This window comes from Streptomyces sp. NPDC023838, from assembly GCF_040639555.1.
Taxonomy (GTDB): Bacteria; Actinomycetota; Actinomycetes; order Streptomycetales; family Streptomycetaceae; genus Streptomyces.
This window is the reverse complement of sequence record NZ_JBFAAD010000003.1, coordinates 119,569-133,932: the sequence shown is the minus strand read 5'-3', so window position 1 is coordinate 133,932 and position 14,364 is coordinate 119,569. Positions and strand designations below refer to the sequence as shown.

General features: G+C 72.4%; 11 protein-coding genes and 2 tRNA genes. 11 read left to right on the top strand and 2 right to left on the bottom strand.

Going from position 1 to position 14,364, the window contains the following annotated elements; genetic code table 11:
- Positions 1-189 precede the first annotated feature (189 nt).
- Positions 190-645 (bottom strand): SSI family serine proteinase inhibitor, encoded by a 456-nt coding sequence (locus AB0G17_RS04920; RefSeq protein ID WP_361375568.1) that lies wholly within the window; start codon positions 643-645, stop codon positions 190-192.
- 329 nt (positions 646-974) lie between these two features.
- Between AB0G17_RS04920 and AB0G17_RS04915 the strand changes: the two genes are divergently transcribed.
- The 11 genes from AB0G17_RS04915 (at position 975) to AB0G17_RS04865 (ending at position 12,813) form a co-directional block, all read left to right on the top strand.
- A tRNA-Ser gene (locus AB0G17_RS04915) sits at positions 975-1,068 on the top strand.
- A 298-nt stretch (positions 1,069-1,366) separates the two neighbouring features.
- Positions 1,367-1,439, top strand: a tRNA-Arg gene (locus AB0G17_RS04910).
- 123 nt (positions 1,440-1,562) lie between these two features.
- Positions 1,563-2,438, top strand: coding sequence for a DUF2797 domain-containing protein (locus tag AB0G17_RS04905; RefSeq protein ID WP_361375565.1), 876 nt, complete (start codon positions 1,563-1,565; stop codon positions 2,436-2,438).
- Positions 2,439-2,670: 232 nt separating this feature from the next.
- Positions 2,671-3,054, top strand: coding sequence for an antibiotic biosynthesis monooxygenase (locus tag AB0G17_RS04900; RefSeq protein WP_361375562.1), 384 nt, complete (start codon positions 2,671-2,673; stop codon positions 3,052-3,054).
- Complete coding sequence (locus tag AB0G17_RS04895) at positions 3,041-4,006, top strand: amidohydrolase family protein (RefSeq protein ID WP_361375559.1); 966 nt, start codon at positions 3,041-3,043, stop codon at positions 4,004-4,006. The genes AB0G17_RS04900 and AB0G17_RS04895 overlap by 14 nt, the downstream gene beginning before the upstream one ends.
- Positions 4,007-4,123: 117 nt before the next feature.
- On the top strand, positions 4,124-4,861 hold the full coding sequence (locus AB0G17_RS04890; RefSeq protein WP_361375556.1) for a response regulator transcription factor: 738 nt from the start codon (positions 4,124-4,126) through the stop codon (positions 4,859-4,861).
- Between the two features lie 121 nt (positions 4,862-4,982).
- Entirely contained in the window at positions 4,983-6,611 is a 1,629-nt protein-coding gene (locus AB0G17_RS04885; RefSeq protein WP_361376269.1) for a HAMP domain-containing sensor histidine kinase, read from the top strand.
- A gap of 26 nt (positions 6,612-6,637) precedes the next feature.
- A complete protein-coding gene (locus tag AB0G17_RS04880; RefSeq protein ID WP_361375553.1) occupies positions 6,638-7,912 on the top strand; it encodes a bifunctional glycosyltransferase family 2/GtrA family protein in 1,275 nt (424 codons plus the stop codon).
- Positions 7,909-10,149, top strand: a complete 2,241-nt coding sequence (locus AB0G17_RS04875; RefSeq protein ID WP_361375550.1) for a glycosyltransferase family 39 protein — start codon at positions 7,909-7,911, stop codon at positions 10,147-10,149. Before AB0G17_RS04880 ends, AB0G17_RS04875 begins: the two co-directional genes overlap by 4 nt.
- A 200-nt stretch (positions 10,150-10,349) precedes the next feature.
- The gene (locus AB0G17_RS04870) at positions 10,350-11,867 is read left to right on the top strand and encodes an MFS transporter (protein WP_361375547.1); all 1,518 of its coding nucleotides are present in this window, start codon (positions 10,350-10,352) and stop codon (positions 11,865-11,867) included.
- Between the two features lie 160 nt (positions 11,868-12,027).
- Positions 12,028-12,813 carry a TetR/AcrR family transcriptional regulator gene (locus AB0G17_RS04865; RefSeq protein ID WP_361375544.1) on the top strand — a complete coding sequence of 262 codons (786 nt, stop codon included), beginning with the start codon at positions 12,028-12,030 and terminating at the stop codon, positions 12,811-12,813.
- 407 nt (positions 12,814-13,220) lie between these two features.
- Here AB0G17_RS04865 and AB0G17_RS04860 read toward each other — a convergent pair whose 3' ends face one another.
- The gene (locus tag AB0G17_RS04860; RefSeq protein WP_361375541.1) at positions 13,221-14,315 is read right to left on the bottom strand and encodes a DUF1152 domain-containing protein; all 1,095 of its coding nucleotides are present in this window, start codon (positions 14,313-14,315) and stop codon (positions 13,221-13,223) included.
- Positions 14,316-14,364: the final 49 nt, after the last annotated feature.

The window sequence follows — 14,364 nt, the reverse complement described above, 5'->3', positions numbered from 1 at the left end:
GGGATGTCCGCGCGACGGCGGATGAGGGGGAGCTCTCACCAATGTTCTGTGACCACGGCGTATGCCGGGAGATTGCCCCGGCGGAGTGGGGCGCATCCGGCCCCGCTGCCGGGGCCGCGTGCTTCGGGCGCCCCCTCGGCGTGCTCACCGCCCGGCCGTCCGAGCCCTCACCGAACCTTCACGGGGTGCTCACCGGGCTCCGGGGAGGAGCGGCACGAACGTGTCCCAGCGCGCCATCTCGCATCCGTTGCGCCGGCTGAAGGTGGTGTCCACGGGGCGCCCGGCCCAGGTGCCGGTGACCCGGGCGGTCGCGCCGCCGCCGTAGATCATCGTGCACCTGGCGTCCGGCGGTACGGGCGCGAACAGGTCGGCGCGCCTGGTGGTGAGCCGGTCGAGCCGGTCGCACGCCTGCAGGATCTGCGGGTGGTTGCCCCCGGCCGGGTGGCACTCCAGCTCGTATGTGCCGTCGGTCTCCGCGTTGTGCGTGACGGTGACCGTGAGGTGATCGGGGCTGCTGCTGGTGCCGCCGTCGAGGAGGGGGAGCGGGGGCAGCGGCAGGGGGGAGGCAGCCAAGGCCGTGGGCGAGGCGGCGAGGGCGGCCGTGGCGGTGGTGGCGAGCGCGGTGACGACGAGACGACGCAGCATGCGGGGCTCCACGGGGTGGACGGGGTGGGTCCGGCCGGGGTGAACGGATTCGCCGTGCCTAACGCGCCGGGGGGCCGGGCGTTGCGCATGGGCTCGGAGCCGGCCCCTGAGCCGGCCCCGGACCCGGCCCCTGAGCCGACCCCGGACCCGGCCCCGGACCTCGCGTGTGGAGCCCTCTCCCGAGGCGGTCCGCGAGGCCGGAAATCACGGGCCCCCTAACGCTTTGCTCTGGTGGCCGACTGCCTAGTACCGTGGGGTGCGATTGGTGACGCGGAGCAAGGCTGTGTCATCATCTGCACGCACCACTCGCGCACGCGGGAGGTTGTGCTGGAGGCGTCGCCTAGTCCGGTCTATGGCGCCGCACTGCTAATGCGGTTTGGGTCTTAAAGCCCATCGAGGGTTCAAATCCCTCCGCCTCCGCCAGCTGAACCCGAAGCCCCGGCCCCACGGCCGGGGCTTCGGCCGTTCCCGGACACGCTTCGGCCGTTCCCGGACACATGAGCCGCCCGGAGGGGCACATCCTTGGGTGACCCCGGTCACATTTCCCCACTTAGGGGCACATCGCCGCCACTCGGCCGCTTCCCCCGCTCTCGCTCACATAGAGACGTTTTCGCAGGTCAGAGGGTGTGTGGGCAATGGATTTCGCGTGACGGCGCAGGTCATGTAATGTTGTTCCCGCAACGCCGACCGGGAAGAAAAAAACCGGGAAGCAACGCAACAAGCACTCGTAGCTTAACGGATAGAGCATCTGACTACGGATCAGAAGGTTGCAGGTTCGAATCCTGCCGAGTGCACAGCCGAAAGGCCCCCCGGAGAGATCCGGGGGGCCTTTCTCGTATGCCCGCGTCCACCCCGCGTACGGCCCCCCCGCCCCGCGCCGAGCCCCGTTGTCAGTGGTGGCCGCTACCGTCGAAGACATGGCTGGGGTGTGGCGCAGTGGTGGGTTGCGGTGGGGGGAGAGTGCGGCCGAGCTCGTCTGGGTGGGGGCGGGCGGGGAGCGGCGGGTCAGCCGGATCGCGTTCGGGGGTGAGGTCGGGTTCCGCGTGGTCGGGGAGCGGACGTGTGTGGGGGCCCGGGGGAATCCCTGTCCCGGGAGCGTGGCCGTGGCGCGGGGGAGCTCGCAGGCGCGGTGCGGCGAGTGTGCGTGGCTCGACCGGGTGCATTCCGTCGCCGCCGACGGGGTGCCCGACGACCCCCGGGCCTACCGGGTCTATCTGGCGTGGTTCGGGCCCGGGCTCGTCAAGGTCGGGATCACCGCCGAGGAGCGCGAGGGGGCGCGGCTGAGGGAGCAGGGGGCCGTCTGCTTCTCCTGGCTGGGGCGCGGGCCGCTGATGGCCGCCCGGCGGTGCGAGGAGCTGCTGCGGGCCGCGCTGGGGGTGCCCGATCGTGTCTCGTACGAACAGAAGCGTCTCGTACGGGCGTCGCTTCCCGGTCCCGGTGAGCGAGGTGAGGAGGTACGGGGGCTGCACGCGCGGGCCGTCGGGCTCGGGGGGTGGCCCGAGGCACTGGAGGCCTTGCCGTGCCAGGTCGTCGACCACGGGGCGCTGTTCGGGCTCGGTGCGTTCGGGCCCGCCCAGGGCGTCGTGAGGGAACTGGCTCCCGACGGGGTCGTCGGCGGGCGCGTGCTGGCCGCCGCCGGACCGGATCTCCACCTGGAGGTGGCGGAGCGGCATGTCGTCCTGGACACGCGGCTCATGAGCGGGTGGGGGCTCGGCGCCGCGCCCCCTGGCGGGGGGATCACCGCGCCCGTTCGGCCACTGCGCCCTCCTGACGTGCAGGACCAGCTCTTTTGACCCCGGAGAGGCGCCACGTCGGTTTCTTGGGCCTCTAGCCCTCTAGCCCTCTGGCCCTTGGCTCTCGGCCCTCGGCCCTCGGCCCTTGGCTCTCGGCCCTCGGCCCTCGGCCCTTGGCTCTCGGCCCTCGGCCCTTGGTCCTTGGTCCTTTGGTCAAGGCTTGGATCCCCTTTGGATCCCTTCGAGTAAGGGGTATGGACACGTTGACCGATGACACCGGAAGGTGGGGCGCATGAGCGATCACCTTGTGGCCGGTATCGAACCGCCTTATTACGCCGTCGTGTTCACCTCCCTGCGTACCGAAGGCGACCAGGGGTACGGCGAGACGGCCGACCTCATGACGAAGCTCGTCGAGGAGATACCGGGCTACCTCGGGTACGAGAGCGCCCGCACCCCGGGCGGCCTCGGCATCACCGTCGGGTACTTCCGCGACGAGGACGCCATCGCCACCTGGCGCTCCCGTCTGGAGCACCAGAGCGCGCAGAGACGGGGGCGCGCCGAGTGGTACGAGAGCTACAGCGTCCACGTCGCCAAGGTCGAGCGGAGCTACAGCTTCCAGAAGAACAGCGACAGCGATAGTGACAGCGGCAGCGGCAGTGACCGTGTCGACCGCTGAGGCCGGAGCCGAGGCTGGAGCCGAGACCGGAGCTCAGGCCGCAGCTGAGGCCGGGGCCGGAGCCGCGGCCGAAGCCGCTCTCGTCCGCGCCTTCTCCGCCCGTCTCGGCCTCCCCGGCCTCGTCGACGTGCACACGCACTTCATGCCCGACCGCGTCCTGAAGAAGGTCTGGGCCTACTTCGACGCGGCCGGGCCGCTCACCGGGGTGGAGTGGCCCATCGCGTACCGCGAGGAGGAGGCGCGGCGCATCGAGCTGCTCGCCGAGTTCGGCGTGCGCGCCTTCACCTCGATGCTGTACCCGCACAAGGCGGACATGGCGCGGTGGCTCAACGCGTGGGCCGTCGACTTCGCGCGCCGGACGCCCGGCTGTCTGCACACCGCCACGTTCTTCCCGGAGGACGGAGCGGGCGCGTACGTCCAGGAGGCGCTCGACGCCGGGGCGCGGGTCTTCAAGGCGCACGTCCAGGTGGGGGGTTACGACCCCAACGACCCCCTCCTCGACGCCGTGTGGGGCGCGCTCGCCGAGGCCGCGGTGCCCGTCGTCGTCCACTGCGGCTCCGGGCCCGCGCCCGGCAAGCACACCGGACCCGAGCCCATCGGCCGACTGCTCGCCCGCCACCCCCGGCTGCGGCTGGTCGTGGCGCACATGGGGATGCCGGAGTACGCCGAATTCATGGTGCTCGCCGACGCGTACGAGGGGGTCATGCTCGACACGACCATGGCGTTCACGGACTTCAGCGAGCGGCTCGCGCCCTTCCCGGCGGACGCGCTGCCCCGGCTGCGCGACCTGGGCGACCGGGTGCTGCTCGGGTCGGACTTCCCCAACATCCCGTACGGCTATCTCCACCAGCTCGAAGCGCTGGAACGGCTGGGGCTGGGGGACGGGTGGCTGCGGGGCGTCTGTTACGGGAACGGCGCCCGGCTCTTCGGCCTCCCGGACCCCGGCCGATAACCGATAGCCCCGGCCGCTGACCGATAGGCGGACCACCGGGCGCCGCCCGCCTCTTTCTCAGGAAATTCACAGGAACGCGCAAGGACGTTCTCAGGGGGCGCTCACAGGGTGGTGAGCATGACCACCACCTCCCCGCAGGGGCGCACCGAATTGCTGAGGCCGGACGGGACCGCCGTCAGGGTGCTCGTCGTGGACGACGAGGCGGCGCTCAGCGAACTGCTGTCGATGGCGCTGCGTTACGAGGGGTGGCAGGTGCGCAGCGCCGGGGACGGGGCCGGCGCGGTGCGGGCCGCCCGGGAGTTCCGGCCCGACGCGGTCATCCTCGACATCATGCTGCCCGACATGGACGGGCTGGCCGTGCTCGGACGGCTGCGGCGCGAACTCCCGGACGTGCCCGTGCTGTTCCTCACCGCCAAGGACGCAGTCGAGGACCGGATCGCGGGGCTCACCGCCGGCGGCGACGACTACGTCACCAAGCCGTTCTCGCTGGAAGAGGTCGTGGCCCGGCTGCGCGGGCTCATCCGCCGCTCCGGCAGCGCGACCGTACGGAGCGAGTCGCTGCTCGTCGTCGGGGACCTCACGCTCGACGAGGACAGCCACGACGTCACCCGGGGCGGGGTGAACATCCACCTCACCGCGACCGAGTTCGAGCTGCTGCGCTATCTGATGCGCAACCCGCGCCGGGTGCTCAGCAAGGCGCAGATCCTCGACCGGGTCTGGTCGTACGACTTCGGCGGCCAGGCGAACGTGGTGGAGCTGTACATCTCGTATCTGCGGCGGAAGATCGACGCGGGGCGGTCGCCGATGATCCACACCCGGCGTGGGGCCGGGTACCTCATCAAGCCCGGTGAGTGAAAGCCGTCCCTGGGCACCCGGGCGCCGCCCCTGGACACCTGGGCGCCGCCCCTCGGCACTCGCACGCCGCCCCCGGGCACTCGGACGCCGCCCCTCGGCACCCGGGCGGCGTCCCTGGACGCTGCGGACGCGGCTCGTCGTCTCCGCCGTCGCGCTGATCGCCGTCGTCGCCGCCGTGATCGGTACGGTCACGGTCATCGGGATGCGCTCCAACCTCCAGCGGCAGCTGGACGACTCGCTGCGCCCCGCCGTGGAGCACGCGCAGCGCAGCCCCGGGCCGTCCTCCCTCGCGACCGGAGCTCCGGTGTTCGTGGCCGGGCCGGGGCAGCCGCTCGGCACGGTCGGGGCGCGCACCGAGCCCGACGGGCAGCTGGTCAGCGGCGCCCGGAGCATCCGGGGCGAGCCGGGCGAGCCCCGCTCAAGCGTCACCACGCTCACCGCCGAGCAGGTGCGCGCGCTCGGCTCGGTGCCCAAGGACGTGCGGGTGCACACCCTCTCGGTGCCGGGCCTGGGCTCGTACCGGGCGGTCTGGTCGATGGACGGGACCGTCGTGCTCGGGTTCCCGCTCAAGGACGTCGAGTCGACGGTGAACAACCTGGTCGTCGTCATCGTGTGGGTGACCGCCGCCGGTCTGGTGGCCGCCGGGATCGCGGGCGCCGCGATCGTCGGCGTCGCGCTGCGCCCGCTGCGCCGGGTCGCCGCGACCGCCACCCGGGTCTCCGAACTGCCGCTCCACAGCGGCGAGGTGGCCCTGCACGAACGCGTCCCGGACGCCGAGGCCGACCCCCGTACCGAGGTCGGGCAGGTCGGGGCGGCACTCAACCGGATGCTGGGGCACGTCGGCTCCGCGCTGGCCGCGCGGCAGGAGAGCGAGACGCGCGTACGGCAGTTCGTCGCCGACGCCAGCCATGAGCTGCGCACCCCGCTCGCGTCCATTCGCGGGTACGCGGAGCTCACCCGGCGCGGTACGGAGGAGGTCGGGCCCGCGACCCGCCACGCGCTCGGGCGCGTCGAGGCGGAGGCCCAGCGGATGACCGGGCTTGTGGAGGATCTGCTGCTGCTCGCCCGGCTGGATGCCGGACGCCCGCTCTCGTATGAGAGCACTGATCTCTCACCGTTGGTCGTGGACGCGGTGAGCGACGCGTGGGCGGCCGGGCAGGGGCACGTCTGGCGCCTCGACCTGCCCGACGACCTGCCCGACGACCTGTCCGGCGAAGCGTCCGACGGCCTGTCCGACGGCCTGTCCGACGGCCTGCCTCGCGACCTGCCGGACGATCTGTCCGAGGGCCTGCCCCACGAACTGCCCCTCGACCTGCCCGACGACCTGCCCGACGGCCTGCCCGGTGACCCCGTCACCGTCCTCGGCGACGCGCCCCGCCTCCACCAGGTCCTCGTCAATCTGCTCGGCAACGCCCGGACCCACACGCCCCCCGGCACCACCGTCACCGCGCGCGTGGCGCGCCAGGGCGCGTGGGCCGTGCTCGAAGTGGAGGACGACGGTCCGGGCATCCCGCCCGCACTCCTGCCGCACGTCTTCGAGCGGTTCGCTCGCGGCGACGCCTCCCGGTCCCGGGCGCACGGCTCGACCGGGCTCGGGCTCGCCATCGTGCAGGCGGTGGTGGCCGCGCACGGCGGCCGCGTCTCGGTGCGCTCGGCCCCCGGCAGCACGGTCTTCAGCGTCCACCTGCCCCGTACGGCCGGCCACCGCACCCACTCACAGCCTGCCCACAGTCGCACCACACAGGTGTGACAGCGGCCCTCGCGAGGGTCGGTGGCATGCGAACCGACATCTCCGTGGGCACCCTGCCGGCACGGGAGCACCTGCCCGTCGGTGCGGCGGGCGGGCCCGTACTCGACGTGGTGATCCCCGTCTACAACGAGGAGCGGGACCTGGAACCGTGCGTGCGCCGGCTCCGGAAGCACCTCGCGCGCACCTTCCCGTACGCGTTCCGGATCACCGTCGCCGACAACGCCTCCACCGACCGTACGCCCGAGGTCGCGGCGCGCCTCGTCCGCGAGATCGAGGGCGTACGCCACGTCCGGCTCGAACAGAAGGGGCGCGGGCGGGCGTTGCGGACCGTGTGGTCGGCCTCGGACGCGCCGGTGCTGGCCTATATGGACGTGGACCTGTCCACCGACCTGAACGCGCTGCTCCCGCTGGTCGCCCCGCTGATCTCGGGCCACTCCGACCTCGCGATCGGCTCCCGCCTCAGCCGGGCCTCGCGGGTGGTGCGCGGGCCCAAGCGGGAGTTCATCTCGCGCGCGTACAACCTGATCCTCAAGTCGTCGCTCGCGGCGCGCTTCTCGGACGCGCAGTGCGGGTTCAAGGCGATACGGCGGGACGTGGCCGAGCGGCTGCTGCCGATGGTCGAGGACACCGGCTGGTTCTTCGACACCGAGCTCCTGGTGCTCGCCGAGCGGGCCGGGCTGCGTATCCACGAGGTGCCGGTGGACTGGGTCGACGATCCGGACTCGACCGTCCACATCGTGCGGACGGCGACCGACGACCTCAAGGGCGTGTGGCGGGTCGGGCGCGCCCTCGCCGTCGGCGCGCTCCCCCTGGACCGGCTCGCGCGCCCGTTCGGAGACGACCCGCGCGACCGCGCGATCAGCGGCGTACCGGGTGGGCTCGCCCGCCAGCTCGTCGGCTTCTGCGTGATCGGCGCGCTCTCCACGCTCTTCTACCTCGGCCTCTACTCGCTCTTCCGGTCCGGCACGGGTCCCCAAGTGGCCAATGCCGCCGCCCTGTTGGTGTCTGCCGTCGCCAACACCGCCGCCAACCGGAGGCTCACCTTCGGCGTACGGGGACGGGACCGCGCGATGCGCCACCAGGCACAGGGGCTCGTCGTCTTCGCGATCGGGCTCGCCCTCACCAGCGGCTCGCTCGCGGCCCTGGGCGCCGCGAACGGCGACCCCTCGCACTCCACCGAGGTGACGGTCCTGGTGGCGGCGAACCTGGCGGCCACCGTGCTGCGCTTCCTGCTCTTCCGCGCCTGGGTCTTCCCGGACCGCGCCCCCTCCCCGACTTACCCGAAGGACGCCACCCGATGACCACGACCTCGTATCCGGCCGGCCCGCACGAAGGCGGCGCGCATGACGGCGGTGCTCACCAGGGCGGTGCTGACCAGGGCGGCGCGCACCAGGGCGGCGCTCACGGCCGGGCCGCCGCGGCCCGGAGCAAGGCCGTGGCGGGCCGGCTGTGGCGCGGCCGCACCGACGACCCGGCCTGGGTGCGCCCCGCCTTCCTCGGTCTCCTCCTGCTCACCCTCCTCGCCTACCTCTGGAACCTCAGCGCCTCCGGCTACGCCAACTCCTTCTACTCGGCGGCCGTCCAGGCGGGCGGCGAGAGCTGGAAGGCGATGTTCTTCGGCTCGCTGGACTCCGCGAACGCCATCACCGTCGACAAGCCCCCGGCGGCGCTCTGGCCGATGGCGCTCTCCGTACGGCTCTTCGGCCTAGGCTCCTGGCAGATCCTGCTGCCCGAGGTGCTGATGGGGGTGGGCACGGTGGCGGTGCTGTACGCGGCCGTACGGCGCCGGTTCAGCCCGGCGGCGGGCCTGATCGCGGGCGCGGTGCTGGCGCTCACCCCGGTCGCCGCGCTGATGTTCCGCTTCAACAACCCGGACGCGCTGCTCGCCCTGCTGATGACGGTGATCGTCTACTGCGTGCTGCGCGCGCTGGAGGGCGCGCGGACGAAGTGGCTGGTGTGGGCGGGTGTGGCCGTCGGCTTCGCGTTCCTGACGAAGACCCTTCAGGCGTTCCTGATCCTGCCGCCCCTCGCCGTGCTGTACGCGGTGTGCGCGCCCACGACCGTACGCAAACGCCTCGGCCAGCTCGCCCTCTCCGGGCTGGCGACGGTGGTGTCCGGCGGCTGGTGGGTGGCGGTCGTGGAGCTGTGGCCCGCGTCCTCGCGCCCGTACATCGGCGGCTCGCAGAACAACTCCTTCCTGGAGCTGACCTTCGGCTACAACGGCCTCGGCCGGATCAACGGCGACGAGACCGGCAGCGTGGGCGGCGGCGGTGGAGGCGGTGGAGGCGGCGGCCGGGGAGGCGGTGGCTGGGGCACGACCGGCCTCGACCGGATGTTCGGCTCCGAGGTGGGGAGCCAGATCTCCTGGCTGCTGCCGGCCGCGCTGCTGCTGCTCGTCGCGGGCCTGGTGATCACCTGGCGGGGCAGGCGCACCGACACGGCTCGGGCGGCGTTCCTGGCCTGGGGCGGGGCGCTGCTGATGACCGCGGGGATCTTCAGCTTCATGGCGGGGATCTTCCACCAGTACTACACGGTCGCCCTCGCGCCCTATGTCGCCGCTCTGGTCGGCATGGGCGTGACGGTCCTGTGGGAGGAGCGGACCAGGATCGCGGTGGCGGCGACGCTGGGCGCGTCGGTGGCGCTGACGGCCTGGTGGTCGTACGTGCTGCTCGGCCGCACGCCCGACTATCTGCCGTGGCTGCGGTGGGCGGTGCTGGTGGGCGGCCTCGCCGCCGGCGCCGGGCTCGCCCTGGTGGGACGGCTGGACCGCAGGCTGGCGCTCGGCGCGGCCGGGGTGGGGCTGGTGGCGTCGCTGGCCGGGCCGTTCGCGTACTCGATGAGCACGTTGCAGACAGGCCACACGGGCTCGATCGTCACGGCGGGGCCGGCGGGGGCGTCCATGGGGGGCGGGCCCCGGGGGCTTGGCGGCGGGCGGTTCGGCGGTCCGGGGGGCGCGGGCAGGCAACTCGGCCAGGGCCAGGGCCAGGCTCAGGGTCAGGGTCAGGGCCAGGGCTCGCAGGGCGGTGGCGGGATGGTTCCGCCCGGCGGCGCCCCGCAGGGCGGCCGGAACGGCGCACCGCCCCAGCTTCCCGGTGGCCAGTTCCCCGGCGGCGGGCAGTTCCCGTTCCCCGGCGGCACCGGTGAACGCGGCGGACCCGGCGGCATGGGCGGCCTGCTCAACGGCGCCCAGGTCAGCGCCAAGGCGAAGGCGATGCTCAAGACGGACGCGGGCAGCTACACCTGGGTCGCGGCGGCGGTCGGCTCACAGAACGCGGCCAGCTACCAACTCGCCACCGAGAAGCCGGTCATGGCGATCGGCGGCTTCAACGGCAGCGACCCGTCGCCCACGCTCGCGCAGTTCAAGAAGTACGTGGCCGAGGGGAAGATCCACTACTTCATCGGCGGAGGCGGCGGCATGATGGGCGGCCCCGGTGGCGCGAGCGGTGGCAGCTCCATCACCAGCTGGGTGACGGCGACCTTCACCAAGGTGACGGTCGGCAGCGCCACGTTCTACGACCTGACGGCGCCCGCGAAGTAGCGGCGCGGAGGGCTGAGCAAGGCCGGTGGGCCGGGACATCGATCCCGGCCCACCGGCCTTTTCGCGTAAGGGAATCGCACACCGCACCGCGCCCTCCCACGCCACCACCCGGGAAAAGAGCTTTACACCGTACAAGACCCTCCTCTACGGTGTACGACAACATCCCCATACGCTGTACAACAACTCCTCAAGGAGCCCGTATGACGGCCACGGCCGCCGCCGACACATCGGCCGCCCCCACGGGGCACCCGCAGCGCTGGCTGATCCTGGGTGTCATCTGCCTGGCTCAGCTCACCGTGCTGCTCGACAACACCGTTCTGAACGTCGCGATCCCCTCCCTGACCACGTCGGTCGGGGCCTCGACAGCCGACATCCAGTGGATGATCAACGCGTACTCGCTCGTCCAGTCCGGACTGCTGCTCACCGCGGGCAGCGCGTCCGACCGCTACGGCCGCAAGAAGATGCTGGCGGCCGGGCTCGCGCTCTTCGGCATCGGCTCGCTGGCGGCCGGACTCTCCCAGAGCGCCGGGCAGTTGATCGCCGCCCGCGCCGGTATGGGCGTCGGCGGCGCGCTCCTGATGACCACCACGCTCGCCGTCGTCGTGCAGATCTTCGACAACGAGGAGCGGGTGAAGGCCATCGGCCTGTGGGCCACGGTCAACTCGCTCGGCTTCGCCGCCGGGCCGCTGATCGGCGGTCTCATGCTCGACCACTTCTGGTGGGGCGCGATCTTCCTGGTCAACATCCCGGTCGCGGCGATCGGCCTGGTGGCCGTGCTCGTCCTGGTCCCGGAGTCGAAGAACCCGCTGGGCGACCGGCCGGACCTGCTCGGCGCGCTGCTCTCGACGATCGGCATGACCGGAGTGGTGTACGCGATCATCTCGGGCCCGGGCCACGGCTGGACGTCGGCGCACGTACTGGCCTCGGCCGGGGTGGGCCTGGTGTTCCTGGCCGCGTTCGCCCGCTGGGAGCTGTCGATCCCGTACCCGATGCTGGACATGCACTTCTTCCGGAACCAGAAGTTCACCGGCGCGGTCGCGGGCTCGATCCTGGTCGCGTTCGGCATGGGCGGCTCGCTGTTCCTGCTGACCCAGCACCTCCAGTTCGTGCTCGGGTACGGGCCGTTGGAGGCGGGTCTGCGTACGGCGCCGCTGGCGCTGAGCGTGGTCGCGCTGAACGTGGCGGGGGTGGGCGCGCGGCTGCTGCCCAAGCTGGGTACGCCGAAGACGATCGCGGTCGGCATGGCGGCGAACGCGGCCGGGCTCGCGACGATAGCGCTGCTGGGCCGCGAGCACTACAGCGGCATGCTGCTCGGCCTCGTGGTGATGGGCGCGGGCATCGCCGTCTCGATGCCGGCCATGGCCAACACGCTGATGAGCGCGATCCCGCCGGAGAAGGCGGGCGTGGGCGCGGGCGTCAACGGCACGCTGGCGGAGTTCGGCAACGGGCTCGGCGTGGCCGTGCTCGGCGCGGTCCTCAACTCGCGCTTCGCGGCGCTGGTCCCGTCGGTGGTGGGCGCGGCCTCGCTCCCGGCGGCGCTGGCGGCGGCGGACGGCGGGGCCGAACGCGCCCGGATCTCGGACGCGTTCGCCTCCGGCCTGCAGACCAGCCAGCTGGTCGGGGCGGCGGCGGTGCTGGCGGGAGGTCTGCTGGCGGCGGCGCTGCTCGCCAGGGCGGAGCGCGCTGACGCGCCGGTGGAGCCTGTGCCCGCGGCATAGCATCTACGGAACGTCCATGGGGCGGACGGCAGCATTCCGCTGTGCTGTGCCTGCCGTACCGCCCCACTCGACCACCGCCGCAGGAAACGCCGTACGACTGTCATACGTATACGTATACGTATTCGTACAGACAGTCCGACGACCCCGAGGAGGGCACGCCATGGTGTCGGCAGCCGACCGCGCGAAGAATCCGACGCGTACCAGCGTGTGGCTGGAGGGCGGCAAACCGGCGGCCCGCGTCCGCCGGAGCGACCAGCCGGCGACCGCGTCCTCCCTCGACCGGGACAGGATCATCGAGGAGTCGGTGCGCCTGCTGGACGCGGAGGGCCCGGCGAAGTTCTCCATGCGCCGGCTCGCGGGCGAGCTCGGGGTCACCGCGATGTCCCTGTACTGGTACGTGGACACCAAGGACGACCTGCTGGAACTCGCCCTGGACTCGGTGTTCGGGGAGTTGCGGGTGCCGGACGTGGAGGGGGCGGGGGCGGACGCGGACTGGCGGGACCAGCTGCGCGAACTCGCCGTGAGCTACCGCTCGGTCATGGTCCGCCACCCCTGGGTGTCGCCGCTGGTCGGCCGCTACCTCAACATCGGGCCGAACTCGATGGAGTTCGCGAACGCCGCGCAGAAGATCCTCAGCCGCTCGGGGCTGCCCGCCCACGGCATCACCGGGGGCCTCTCCGCCGTCTTCCAGTTCGTGTACGGCTTCGGCACGATCGAGGGCCACTTCGTCGCGCGCTGCGCGGAGGCCAGGGTCACCCAGGACGAGTACTTCGCCCAGGCGATGGGCGCACTGCGCGAACGCCCCGACTTCCACGAGGCGATGGAGCTCTCGCAGGAGCTGATGGAGGCGCGGGGCGGGGACACGGTGGAGGAGATGCGGGAACGGGACTTCGTGTTCGCGCTGGATATTCTGATCGCGGGGATCGAGGCGAAGCGGGCGCGGTAGCCGGGGTGGGGGGAGCCCCCACCCCGCCCCTTCCCTAAACCCTCCGGGGGTGGGGGAGGGTGGAGGTGGCTCTCCCGGGGGCTGAGCCCCCGGACCCCGTTTGCGGGGCCTGCGGCCCCTGCACCCCGCTCCGGGGCTCCGCCCTGGACCCCGCTCCTCAAACGCCGGAGGGGCTGGGTTTTGCGGTCCCGCTTCTTGCCCGCAGGAGGGGGCTGGGTGTGCGGCCCCGCCTCATGTCCGCTGGAGGGGCTGGGGTTGCCGTCGCCCTTCAGGGGTGCGGGGAACTGCGCGACCAGCCCCCACCGGCCCGTAGACGAACCGGGGACCCGGGGGCGCAGCCCAGACCCACCACCCGCCGCCCGTCCAGGCGAGGAGGCACCTGGATCGCAGGCGGAGGAAGTTCAGGCTCAGCCCTCGACTGTGATGCGCCACAGAGGCGCCGCGTACTGGTCGGGGCTGCGGCTGATCAGGAGTTGCCGTAGCTCGTCGCGGTGGGTGGCGTTGAGGTGCAGGGCCTCCGTGATGTGGCGGAACGTCGTGTGGGTGGCTCCGCGGGACCGGGCCTCGGCCTCGAACTCGGCGGCTTGGGCCAGCACGGTCTGCGGGTCGAGCTTCGTGAGGGTGGGGCGGCCCAGACGGGCCGCCTTCTCGCGTTCGTAGTCGATCTCCGAGTGGCCGCAGATTTCGCGGCAGTGCCGTTCCGCCTCGGTCAGGCTGGTCGTCGCCATGGTGGCGCGGGCCAGTTGGTTGCGGTTGAGGGCTTCGTCCAGGTCGACCTCGTGAACGGTGGGGCCCTCGTCCGTCAGGGGGACGGCGAGCCCCGCGTCTCGTACCTCGCAGACTCCCCGTACGCCTCGGGCGGTCGCCGCCAGCATCGCCGTCGCCTCGGACGGGTGCCACTCGAGGACCGGGCTGATCCGTTCGACGTCCCGGGACGTGAAGGTATGGACGAGCGTGCCGAACAGGGGGCGTAGATCGCCGACGGGGAGCTCGCCGTCCAGGCCCGGGCCCGCCACCAGAAGCCGGATGGGGGCGTTCACCTGGCAGCACGCGGCGAGCGTGAGAGCGTCGGCCAGCGGGCTCTTCAGCGTCGGCTCGTCGCCTCGGGCCAGGACGTCGCCGCCCACGTCCAGGAGATCGATCGAGGTGGGTGACAGGTGGCGGACCAGGTCTTCGAGCTGACGCGTGATGCCTTCGGCACCGTCGTGCGGGTCGATGAGCGCGAAGGTGTGCGGCAGTTCCGCCGCCAGTCGGGGGAGGGTTGAGCCTGCGGGTGCGATCGGGCGGGCTGTCGCCGGCACGGTCCGTACAGCCGGTGTGAGCTGGACGAGACCGGTGAAGTTCTCCGCTGCCCGGGGGCCCGGGACCGGATCGATCAGGAGGCGGTCCCACGCGTACGTGAGGATCACCGCCCGGTCCTCGTCGCCGTAGACAGCGGCGTCGAGCATCGCGGCGGCAACCGCGTCGCCCCCGCCTCCCGCCGCGACGATCAACCTCGTCATGTGCTCAAGCCTACGGGCGCAAGGGGCACAAAAAGCGGGGCGGCAGGCC

Coding starts and splice junctions, on each gene's coding strand:
- AB0G17_RS04920 (WP_361375568.1), bottom strand. CDS start 645: ATGCTGCGTCGTCTCGTCGTCACCGCGCTCGCCACCACCGCCACGGCC.
- AB0G17_RS04900 (WP_361375562.1), top strand. CDS start 2,671: ATGAGCGATCACCTTGTGGCCGGTATCGAACCGCCTTATTACGCCGTC.
- AB0G17_RS04890 (WP_361375556.1), top strand. CDS start 4,124: ATGACCACCACCTCCCCGCAGGGGCGCACCGAATTGCTGAGGCCGGAC.
- AB0G17_RS04870 (WP_361375547.1), top strand. CDS start 10,350: ATGACGGCCACGGCCGCCGCCGACACATCGGCCGCCCCCACGGGGCAC.
- AB0G17_RS04865 (WP_361375544.1), top strand. CDS start 12,028: ATGGTGTCGGCAGCCGACCGCGCGAAGAATCCGACGCGTACCAGCGTG.
- AB0G17_RS04880 (WP_361375553.1), top strand. CDS start 6,638: ATGCGAACCGACATCTCCGTGGGCACCCTGCCGGCACGGGAGCACCTG.
- AB0G17_RS04905 (WP_361375565.1), top strand. CDS start 1,563: ATGGCTGGGGTGTGGCGCAGTGGTGGGTTGCGGTGGGGGGAGAGTGCG.
- AB0G17_RS04875 (WP_361375550.1), top strand. CDS start 7,909: ATGACCACGACCTCGTATCCGGCCGGCCCGCACGAAGGCGGCGCGCAT.
- AB0G17_RS04860 (WP_361375541.1), bottom strand. CDS start 14,315: ATGACGAGGTTGATCGTCGCGGCGGGAGGCGGGGGCGACGCGGTTGCC.